The organism is Fodinibius sp. (assembly GCF_041642155.1).
Taxonomy (GTDB): Bacteria; Bacteroidota; Rhodothermia; order Balneolales; family Balneolaceae; genus Fodinibius.
The window spans coordinates 1-10,019 of the sequence record NZ_JBEPWZ010000101.1; the positions used below are offsets into that span (position 1 = coordinate 1).

General features: G+C 54.0%; 9 protein-coding genes. 4 read left to right on the forward strand and 5 right to left on the reverse strand.

The features are described 5' to 3' along the window. The 4 genes from tssD to ACESLU_RS07755 form a co-directional block, all read left to right on the forward strand. On the forward strand, positions 1–96 hold a 96-nt coding region (tssD, locus tag ACESLU_RS07740), incomplete at its 5' end, for a type VI secretion system tube protein TssD (RefSeq protein ID WP_372637483.1). Between the two features lie 208 nt (positions 97–304). Beyond that, positions 305–2,086 carry a type VI secretion system Vgr family protein gene (locus ACESLU_RS07745; protein WP_372637460.1) on the forward strand — a complete coding sequence of 594 codons (1,782 nt, stop codon included), beginning with the start codon at positions 305–307 and terminating at the stop codon, positions 2,084–2,086. Positions 2,087–2,113: 27 nt separating this feature from the next. Continuing rightward, positions 2,114–2,977 carry a hypothetical protein gene (locus ACESLU_RS07750; RefSeq protein ID WP_372637463.1) on the forward strand — a complete coding sequence of 288 codons (864 nt, stop codon included), beginning with the start codon at positions 2,114–2,116 and terminating at the stop codon, positions 2,975–2,977. Beyond that, complete coding sequence (locus ACESLU_RS07755; RefSeq protein ID WP_372637465.1) at positions 2,970–3,350, forward strand: PAAR-like protein; 381 nt, start codon at positions 2,970–2,972, stop codon at positions 3,348–3,350. Before ACESLU_RS07750 ends, ACESLU_RS07755 begins: the two co-directional genes overlap by 8 nt. A 115-nt stretch (positions 3,351–3,465) precedes the next feature. Here ACESLU_RS07755 and ACESLU_RS07760 read toward each other — a convergent pair whose 3' ends face one another. From ACESLU_RS07760 to ACESLU_RS07780, 5 genes are all read right to left on the reverse strand, one after another. Further along, complete coding sequence (locus tag ACESLU_RS07760; protein WP_372637468.1) at positions 3,466–4,146, reverse strand: lactate utilization protein C; 681 nt, start codon at positions 4,144–4,146, stop codon at positions 3,466–3,468. Then, positions 4,139–5,560, reverse strand: coding sequence for a LutB/LldF family L-lactate oxidation iron-sulfur protein (locus tag ACESLU_RS07765; RefSeq protein WP_372637471.1), 1,422 nt, complete (start codon positions 5,558–5,560; stop codon positions 4,139–4,141). Before ACESLU_RS07765 ends, ACESLU_RS07760 begins: the two co-directional genes overlap by 8 nt. A 313-nt stretch (positions 5,561–5,873) precedes the next feature. Further along, positions 5,874–6,608, reverse strand: a complete 735-nt coding sequence (locus ACESLU_RS07770; RefSeq protein WP_372637474.1) for a (Fe-S)-binding protein — start codon at positions 6,606–6,608, stop codon at positions 5,874–5,876. A gap of 377 nt (positions 6,609–6,985) precedes the next feature. Then, complete coding sequence (locus tag ACESLU_RS07775) at positions 6,986–8,425, reverse strand: FGGY-family carbohydrate kinase (protein WP_372637477.1); 1,440 nt, start codon at positions 8,423–8,425, stop codon at positions 6,986–6,988. Between the two features lie 141 nt (positions 8,426–8,566). Then, the gene (locus ACESLU_RS07780) at positions 8,567–9,850 is read right to left on the reverse strand and encodes a sugar isomerase (protein WP_372637480.1); all 1,284 of its coding nucleotides are present in this window, start codon (positions 9,848–9,850) and stop codon (positions 8,567–8,569) included. Positions 9,851–10,019 lie beyond the last annotated feature (169 nt).

The following is a 10,019-nucleotide window of genomic DNA, read 5'->3' on the forward strand; positions in this document are numbered from 1 at the left end:
GAGGCGACCAACGAGCAGCCGCTCAGCGAGACCTTTACCATCTCCGCCCGGGAGATTACCGTCGGGCAGGGAACCCACGTCAACGAGTGGGTGTAGCCGCTGCATCTTGTAATCAGCGGGCGTCCCTGCCGGGGCCCGCTGGTTTTTTTTATCTGGTTGCCTGACAACTTGTCCGGTTGCCTTACCAATATTGATGGAGAGAAGCTTGCATACTTCCTCAGATAGCTAACAAAAGATGAAATTAGGTACCAGAAGTATGTCAAAGATTGTACTATTTATCATCCATTATTAATACCTGTTCATCATGGCACTACACACCTCCACGCAAATACGTATTGAGGGCCACGAGGGGATCGCTGACACCTTCCAGATGTTGACCCTCCATGAATCGATCGGGAATCATCATCGTTTTAAACTGGAATTGCCCGGGCGGGCGTTTGGCCGGGGGCGGGGAACAGCCTCCTGGCGTGAACTGGTGGGCCGGCGCATCTACATCGAGATCGCCCCGGCCGATGAGAATCTCTCCCACGGACCCAAGGTCTTCAGCGGCCTGATCACCGGGCTCTCCCTGGCCAAGGATTACGGTTCCCGGGGTCGTGTCATTCTGGAAGGCGGCAGTCCGACGCTGCTGCTGGACGATGATCCGCATATGGCTACCTTCAACCGGCAGTCGCTGCAGCGAATTATCCGGCAGCAGCTCGACGCCTGCCCGACCAACCTGCTGCGCCTGCAGCTCGATCCCGCCACAACCGGTCCGCTGGAATACATAGTGCAATACAAGGAAACCAGCTGGCAACTGTTACAGCGGCTGGGCAGCGAGTATGGGGAGTGGCTGTTCTATGACGGACAACAGTTGATATTCGGCCGCTATAATCCCGATACCGTCTTCTTAACTCATGACAGGGAACTGGATCGGTTTTCACTGCAAATGGACGTGCAGGCGAACAACATGCAGCTGACCGGATACGATTATACCGGCGACCAGAGCGCTGTGAGCGATAGCACTTCCCACCGGCCATCAACCGTCAACGTCCACAGCCGGACCGCCCTGGAAGCCAGCCAAAGCCTGTATACCCGCCGGGGACGATACAAGCCCAACCATGCGTTGCAGGGGGATGCCGGGGGACGTATGAACCAGATCGCCTCCCGCCGGAGCGCCTCGACCCTGGGCGGGATGGTCCACCTGAACGGCACCAGCCACCACCCGGGATTGGGCGTGGGAACCCATGTATCGGTGAAAGAACGCGTTTACGGAAAAGAGGCCTACGGCAAATTTATGCTTACCGGCGTTCATCACCGGTGTGATTCCGAAGGGCATTACAGCAACCGTTTCCGGGGAATCCCCGCCGATGTAGCGACCCCCTCATTCCGCCTTGAAAAGCATCCGAGGGCCGAGGCGCAGTCGGCAGTGGTGGTCGACAACCATGATCCCGACGACCTGGGCCGGGTGCGGGTTCGGTTTCGCTGGCAGCAGAGCGGGATGACGCCCTGGCTGCGGATGCTCTCCCCGTCCGGCGGAGACGGCAAGGGGTTTCATATGATCCCGGAAACAGGCGAAGAAGTATGGGTGGATTTTGAAGGAGGTCATCCGGAACTGCCTTATGTGGTGGGTACGGCCCGCAGCGGCCGTTCGCCCAGCGGCGACGGTACCCCTGAAAACGACATCAAGTCCATACGCACCCGCAGCGGACACACCATCGAGCTGAGGGACGCGGAAGGCGTGGAATCTATTACCATTAAGGATAAAAATGGGAATGCCATCCGTATGAATACCGCGAAAAAAAGCGTCACGATAACGGCGCCCGAAGATATGACCCTGAACGCCAAAAATATGGAAATGAACATCCGGGAAAACCTCAGGGTCAATGTAGGCAAGAGCAAAACCGAGCGTATCAGGGAGGACCACAACCTGGAGGCGAAAAACAGTACGACTAAAATCCTTGAAACCAGGACGGTGCGTTCCGGGGAGAAAACCGAGCAGCAGGCCGGAGAGCTGACCGTGCATACCAGCACCGGAGAGATGCTGCTGGATAGCGCGGGCAAGGTGACCATCCAAAGCAAGGATCGCATCGACTTTGGAGAATAAAAATATAAAACAAGAATTAGAATAAGCATGTCGGCCGTGACCCGGGATATTCTACCATATCACCTGCGATGTAAACAGTGGGAGGCGCCACGGCAATACACCCTGACCATTAGCAGGGATAAAAGGGTTTCCGGCGAGCAGACGTCCATCCGGTGCAGCATACCCTTAACGCTCAATATGGAACAGCTGCTGGAAACATCCGCTGTCGTTCGGTTGCGGATATACCGACCGTATTTTAATGGCAACCGTGATTATAACAAATGGCAGTGGATCTTTGCCAGGTTGCTGTCGTTGAGCAGGGAGCTTCATATTCGCACCCGCCGGTCCGGTGCGGTCCGGGAAATACTGAATGAGCAGCAGATTCAAAAGCAATGGCCCGGCGTTAAACAACAGCTTACAGAAATGTACGATGATCCGCTGGTGGAAGAGCTTTTGAGCCGCCATGAGCACAATTTGTTTCACCATTTTCACTCCCTGTACGGCCGGGAGCCTGTGCTGCAATTCCTGTGTAACGATCTGTTTCGCAGTTACTCAGAAGAGACCGCCGCCGAAACGAAGAAAATACTCCCCAGGCATCTCGGAACCATTCCCTTCCCCCTTATAGAACGAAAACAGTTGACCCGGCTGGAGCCACGCCATCATGAAGCGGAAATCACGGTGGACGGATGTCCCGACACCGAACGTATCGACGCCGAGGCCGTCAATCGCTATCTCGGTCAGGTAGCAGGAGACGTTCCCGTGCAGCCGTATCAATTTACCTACCGGGGAGCATACCGGGTCAATACCAGCCTCGGTTGCATCAGCGAGGCCTCCCTGCAGGTGGAAGGAGCAATGGGGGAGACTTATCAAAAAAACACAACCTATCATCTAACCGCTACCGATCATGAGTAGAAAATATGTATTGGACGGTGCGTGTCTCCAGTGCACGCTGGGCAGCACCCAGGGAAAGCTAACAGTTACTTCACAAACCAAGCTGCATGCCCAGGGCAAAAAAATAGCCACCGGTCAGGACGTGCAGGTAGCGCCGACTTTCGGCTCCTGCAAAGTCTCCTCGCCGCCCCCGCCCTGCGTGCCCGACCTGCAAGCATGGAAAAAGACCAGTAAAAAAGCGGCAATGGGCGATAAAAGATTTGTGATGGAGGACTCGATGACCCAGTGCAGCAAAGGCGGGGTGGTTACGGTCAAAGAGCACACCCAAAAAGCCGGGGGCGGCGGTCCGGCCCAGGTCCGTCAGCTGTCCGATACCGTGCCCTTTACCGGGTGACCCGTAAGCTGTTATCCTATATAGATATAGATGATTGTGACCGAATGATTCCGATGATCCCGAACCCCTTTAAGCTTAATCTGACTCCGCCAAAATCGATTTACAACGAAAAAGTTTAGTTAGATTGCCCATGAACAATCAACACCTCCAATCGGCGCGGACCGTGAACGCCCTCGACACGGCTGAGTTCAATATCGGAGGTAGCAGAGGGACCTGAAATAAAGGTGATCGGGGGACCGTCTTCCCGCACGGGCTGATCGAAATGGGCAAAGCCTTCAGAGACCAGCTCGACGATTTGCTCCTCTTTGATAATACAAAGATGGTAGTCCGGCAGCAGCGTCAATACCCTGCGTCCCTGTCCGGCCCCGGCATCCAGAATGAGGGTGCCTGTCTGGGCGACTCCCAGGGCACAGGTGGTAACCACGCCGTCCGAATCGTCCAGCTCCCGGTGCGAAAGCGGCTCTCCCGGCTCATCATGCAGCAACCGGACATTATCATCCTCATCTCCGGGCAGCCACTCCCCGGGAAAACCCTCGGGCACCACCAGCTTTTCCACCTCTTCCCGGCGGCAGCTTTCGGCTATAACCTCCGCCAATGCATCAACACTCACTTTTTGTACCGTGGCCTTGTACTCACCCACCCGCTCGGCAAACAGGGCAACCACTTCCCCAGCCCCGCGATTCCCTTTCTGCCGGTAGTGCCGCGGCACGTCAATATCTCCGGGACGCTCCTGGCGGGGGACCTCATCGAGGGCGTTTCGAATTTTTTCCAGTATGGCTTCTTTGGCCTCACTCATCGCGATCCCCCCACCACTCGCGGAACGTTTGATTCGGAATAGGCTTGAGATCGCGCATGGCAGTCCACCCGGACAGTTCTCCGGGCAGGTTTGATATGGTACCATCTTTAACAAAGAACTTTTGTCCGACCCGGGCCATTTTTTGAGCCCGTTCGTAGCGCGACCGGCTTTTGAACGCCCGGGCCATCAGTTTCATCCCGATATATTCGGGATCCGATTTTGCTTTAAATCCTCCCTCCCGTTTTTTGCGATCCACAATTTTCCCGCGCAGGTGAACCAGCACATCCGGGATATTGATTTTAACGGGACACACTTCGTAACAGGCTCCGCACAAGGTTGAGGCGTAGGCCAGCGAGGCGGCCCCCTCGTCCTCCAGTCCCCTGAGCTGAGGCGTCAGGATCGCCCCGATCGGCCCCGGATAGACAGAGTGATAGGCATGTCCGCCGGTCCGCTCATAGACGGGACACACATTCAGGCAGGCGCTGCAGCGGATACAATTGAGCGTTTGTCGCCCGATCTCATCAGCCAGCACGTTGGTCCGCCCGTTATCCAGCAGTACCAGGTGAAATTCCTGTGGACCATCGCCTTCCGTAACACCCGTCCAGAAGGAGTTGTAGGGATTCATCCGCTCGGCCGTGGAGGAACGGGGCAGCAGCTGCATGAACACTTCAAAATCGCGCCAGGTGGGAATCAGCTTCTCGATTCCCATAACCGTAATCAGGGTATCCGGAAGCGTGGTGCACATGCGTCCGTTGCCCTCCGATTCCACCACCGCTACGGTGCCCGTATCGGCCACCGCAAAATTGGCCCCGCTGATCCCGACCTTGGCACTTAAGAATTTTTTTCGCAGGTACAACCGCGCCGCCTCGGCCAGGTCCTCGGGACGATCACTCAATTCGCCCCGGTTTAGTTTCTTGCGAAACAGCTCGCGAATTTCAGCACGGTTTTTATGGATGGCGGGGACCAGGATATGGGAGGGCTCATCGCCCGCCAGCTGTACAATCAGCTCGGCGAGATCGGTCTCCAGGGCCCGGACCCCCACTTCGGCCAGGGCACCGTTCAGTTTAATTTCATCGGTGGTAATGGACTTTACCTTGACGACCTCTTCCACCTGCTGCTCTTTTACCAAGTCTACGATAATCCGGTTCGCCTCTTCGGCTTCGCGGGCCCAGTGGACGTGTCCGCCTGCTTGCCGGACCGATGCCTCAAGCTGCAGCAGGTATTCGTCCAGGTGACGCATGATGCGATTTTTCAGGCTGCTTCCGGCTTCCCGCAGCACCTCCCAGTCGGGCATTTCATCGACGACCGTCTGGCGTTTATCCCGGATGGTATGAGTAGCGTGACCGATATTGCGGCGCAGTTGCGTATCGGACAGATACGCTTTGGCCGATTCTTCGAATGTGGGAGTCTGCATTACATTTGGTTTCCTGATCGTTGGTTACAAAACGCGTGATCCTTCAAAGCTCATCCTCATGGTAATAAAATAAATTAACATGCCCTTCAAAGGATCTTTAGACCGGGGTCAAAGTGGCCCCGGATGTACAACAGAGGATTTCAGCCCTTCAATATTTCCTGAGGGGCTGAAGCCCTGCCTATTTATAATAAATTCTTATCTTTATTTCCTTTATACAAAAGCGGCTTTTCCATTTTTCTCAGTCATTACAGCATGAACTAATAGCTGAGTATGAGTATATGACATTCTTTTGATCATTAATATAATAATGACCTTAATCTTCTTCGGTGGAGGCTAATATTTCTGCCAGGTGAACCGGATCGACTCCGCTCCGCTGGCGGTTCAACGCTCCGCCGATATGCATCAGGCAGGAGTTGTCGGCGGCCGCACAAGCCTCGGCGCCGGTATCCTTGATATGCCGAATTTTGTCCCCCAGCATCGCCATGGAGGTGTCGGCATTTTTGACGGCAAAGGTGCCTCCGAACCCACAGCATTCCTGGGCGGCGGGCAATTCCACCAGATCGATGCCCCGCACGTTTCGCAGCAGGATCAAAGGGGCCTCCCCCACATGCAGCACGCGCAGCGAATGGCAGGTCGGGTGGTACGTAACCCGGTGCGGATAGTAAGCCCCTACATCTTCGACCCCGAGTTCCTCCACCAAAAACTGGGAGAGCTCAAATACCCGGGGGACGACCGACTCAACACGCTCTGTCAATTCCGGGTCTCCCGATCGGTCCGCCACTTTGTGATAAAATTCTTTGACCATCCCCACGCAGGAGGCCGAGGGCGCTACAATAGCTTCTGACTCCCCGAACACCTCCACAAAACGACGCACCAGTGGGATGGCCTCTTCCTGGTAGCCCGTGTTATAATGCATTTGCCCGCAACAGGTTTGCTCAAGCGGAAAATCCACCGTATGTCCCAGCCGTTCCAACAGCTGAACCATCGCCTTGCCCGTCTCCGGGAAGAGCGTGTCGTTAAAGCATGTGATAAAAAGGGAAATTCGCATTTATTTATTGACGGTAAATATTATTCTTTACAATAATTTAACTTGCATTACAAAGTAAGAAAACCTTTAGCCAAACACGGAGAATTACTTTCGTTTAGCAAACAGCGAGCTAATTCCTCCCCTGTATGTCGCGGGAAGGGGAATCCTTCTAAAGGCTGTCAAAAAGATTTTTCAACTGCACAACCTCTGTTGGGCAATCCTAATAACCAATACACGAATAACAAATAACAATAACCAGCGAAATAAACAACCATAAGCGGCAGAACGCAAATACTGCGCCGGGGGGCGGGATTCCAATCCCTGAGAAAGTGCGACAGAACTTGGCCTATCCAGTAATCAGCGGTGCACTCCAATCAGGGTCACGGTACGACCGAGCGCTACCACGCATACTGCCGGACGTCCAGATTTTCCTGGGGCCGGTGGAGCGTGAGGCCCAACAGCTCTTTCCAGTGGATCCGGCTGGCGTGTGGCTCTTCATCCGCTTTGTTCATCACCATGGCCGCCCCCAGGGCCGAGGCATGCGGCACGGAGGCGGTATAGACCTTCTTATCCGGCAAAAAGGAGGCCAGTAACGTGACAAAAAAGTCATTCTGGCTGAATCCTCCCGTGATAATCAGCTTGTCCACCTCGCCTGAGCCCTGGGCAAGGGAGATCGACACCACCTGGATCGACACCAGGTCGAGCATAAGCTGGTGATACGCTTCCTCGTAAGAAGCAAACTGGTCCACCTGCCAGTTCCCTGCTTCCTCCTGAGGAAAGGGTCCGGACTCGTGCGCCGTCTCGAGGGTTATTTTTTTCCCGGGATCGGCCTCGCGGCTGAGGGTATTGAGCAGCTCCGGATCCAGGTCAACTGCACCATTCCGGTGTTGCAATCCAAAATGCCGGCTGAGTTTTTTCGTCTGGTGCATATATTCATTCCCCAAAAACAGCCGGGAGGCTTTGACCTGGTTGCCATAGACATCCAGGTAACAGAGACAATCCCGCTCGAGCTCTTTATACGTCAGCGGTTCCTTGTTAAAGGGATTGAGCGTGATACTCCACGTACCGGTTGAGACCAGCATAAATGGATCATCGGAGGCAAACAAGTAGGGAGCCAACGCGGCGGAACTGTCGTGAATACCTATGCCGGTCCGAAACGAAGCCTCCTGAGAATCCGCAGGAAACGCGGAGGATACCGGACGGATGGGCGGGAGAAGCTCTAATATATCTTCCTGTTCAAGCCAGGGGTGGTAATCCCCCTTTTCAAAATCCCACAGGGCGGTATGACATCCGATGCTGGTTTGCTCGGACACACGCTTACCGGTTATCAGGTAACTTAAGTACTGCGGGAAGTGAAGCGTACGGTCAATCTTCCCGAATTTCCCGGGACGGCGGTGTTTAAGCCAGTACAGCTGGAGACCGGAATTCAACATGCCCATAGGTGGGGATGCAGTCCGCAGGACAAATGCTTCCCTCCCCCCGTAACTGTCATAAAATTCGTCCAGCAGGTCGTCCGGGTACGACTTCAGGTAGTTGTACAGCGGGGGGATGGCATTTCCCTGATCATCGAGATGGACCAGACTGGCCCCGTATGTAGAGAAGTTCAGTGACTCAATTTCAATTTTTTTATTTTGAGAGGCATTCCGCAGCTTTTGATGAATCCAGTATTCCAGCTGACTTATGTCTTCACAGGGATCGCCATCCTCATCCTCCACCTGGTCCAGGATTGTTTGCTGTTTTTGAATGATGGCGTAATCCCTGTCGAACACAAGAAACTTTTTATTCGTCTTTCCGATATCGAAAACGGCGGTTACCGGTATGGGCTTAGATTGATTCAACGTTTTTGGTTAATGGGTTAACAGTTATTTTTTATTCGGTAATTGGTTGATTATTCGCTATTGCACAATATAATAATGATCTCACAGGTGCGCGTTAAGCGGGAAAGGACCCATAACAAATAACCGGCAACCAATACCAATTTAAAGTCCCGTTGCGATGGTGTCCGAACCCCGCTCTTCTATCAGCTGACCCCGGACATCCAGCTCGCGGTATAATCGAAGGGGATCGGCCGCAGCCTCGCTGCGAATCCGGGCCTCGCGAAGCAGGGGACGAACGTCCGATTGGAAGGCATCCTGCAGCAATTCCTGGGCCAGGACCGGGTCGTTTGCTTCCCGCGCCTCCTCCAGTCCCCTGCGGTCTACCAATAATGCTTTGGCATATGCCTTTTTGATGGCTTCCACCGACTGCAGCAAATCTTCGAGGGGATCTTTCACATTATGGCTCGCATCAATCATCCAGGCGATATTGTTTTCAAGGTCAGCGCGATCCTCCGTCCCTTCGATCAACTCACTAAAAATCAAAAACAGCTGGTACGGCTTGATAGCCCCCGTGGTTAAATCATCATCCCCATATTTGGAGTCATTGAAGTGAAAGCCTCCCAGCTTGTCTTCCATGGAAAGCGTCGCAACAATCTGTTCAATATTGGTATTCGGGAGATGATGTCCCAGGTCGACCAGCGTCCGGGCTTTTGCCCCAAGCTTGCCGGCAAGCAGGAAGGAGGTCCCCCAATCGGGAATCACCATGGAATAAAAATTGGGCTCATATGGCTTGTATTCGATCAGCATCTGCCAGTCATCGGGAAGCTCGGTATAGATCTCTTCAAGCGACTCGCGGGTTCTCCGCAATGCTTTCTGAAAATTCTGCTGTCCGGGAAAATTCGATCCATCGGCCAGCCATACCGTCAGTGCCCTGGACCCAAGGGCGTCGCCGTAGCGGATGACTTCGATATTGTGCTCGACGGCCTGCTTGCGGACAGCCGCATCGGTATGGGAAAGCGACCCGAATTTATAGGAGTGCTCCTGATTTTCCTGGTCCTGGAAGGTATTCGAGTTCACGGCATCAAAAACGAGGTCGAGTTCTCCCGCCAGCGCCCTGACCGCCGTTGTGTCCTCCGGGATATCCCAGGGAATATGAAGCGAGATCGCTCCGCTGGAGCGGTTGAGGGCGTGCAACAGGCCTACATCCGTAATCTTCTCCTGGAGACTGCCCGGTTCTCCCCCGACGGGAAATCGCCCGAAGCGCGTGCCGCCGGCCCCCAGGGCCCAGCTCGGAATAGCTACCTGGAAAGAAGCGATTTGATCAATTAACAAATCAACCTCCACGTCCTTCCCATCAAGCTGGTCCACCAGCGGCAGGAAAGAAGCGGTATGCTCTTCCTCTGCATCTTTGTTATGTTCGCGGATATGTTGCTGGGTTACTCTCACGATTGCCGTATTCGTTACATCCTTATTTTTATTTATTAGAGAACGCTGTTAAACCGTTCGTTTGGTCAATTTCTGTATTTTTACGCAGTCAATATCCTCACATATGCCTTCATATGCTACGTTTTTGACTGCGTTCAGGCTTTGATGCTGTCCAAAATTCCTGGTTTTT

Excerpts from the sequence above, each read along its gene's own strand:
- ACESLU_RS07745 (WP_372637460.1), top strand. The coding sequence starts at position 305 with ATGGCACTACACACCTCCACGCAAATACGTATTGAGGGCCACGAGGGG.
- ACESLU_RS07750 (WP_372637463.1), top strand. The coding sequence starts at position 2,114 with ATGTCGGCCGTGACCCGGGATATTCTACCATATCACCTGCGATGTAAA.
- ACESLU_RS07755 (WP_372637465.1), top strand. The coding sequence starts at position 2,970 with ATGAGTAGAAAATATGTATTGGACGGTGCGTGTCTCCAGTGCACGCTG.
- ACESLU_RS07760 (WP_372637468.1), bottom strand. The coding sequence starts at position 4,146 with ATGAGTGAGGCCAAAGAAGCCATACTGGAAAAAATTCGAAACGCCCTC.
- ACESLU_RS07765 (WP_372637471.1), bottom strand. The coding sequence starts at position 5,560 with ATGCAGACTCCCACATTCGAAGAATCGGCCAAAGCGTATCTGTCCGAT.
- ACESLU_RS07770 (WP_372637474.1), bottom strand. The coding sequence starts at position 6,608 with ATGCGAATTTCCCTTTTTATCACATGCTTTAACGACACGCTCTTCCCG.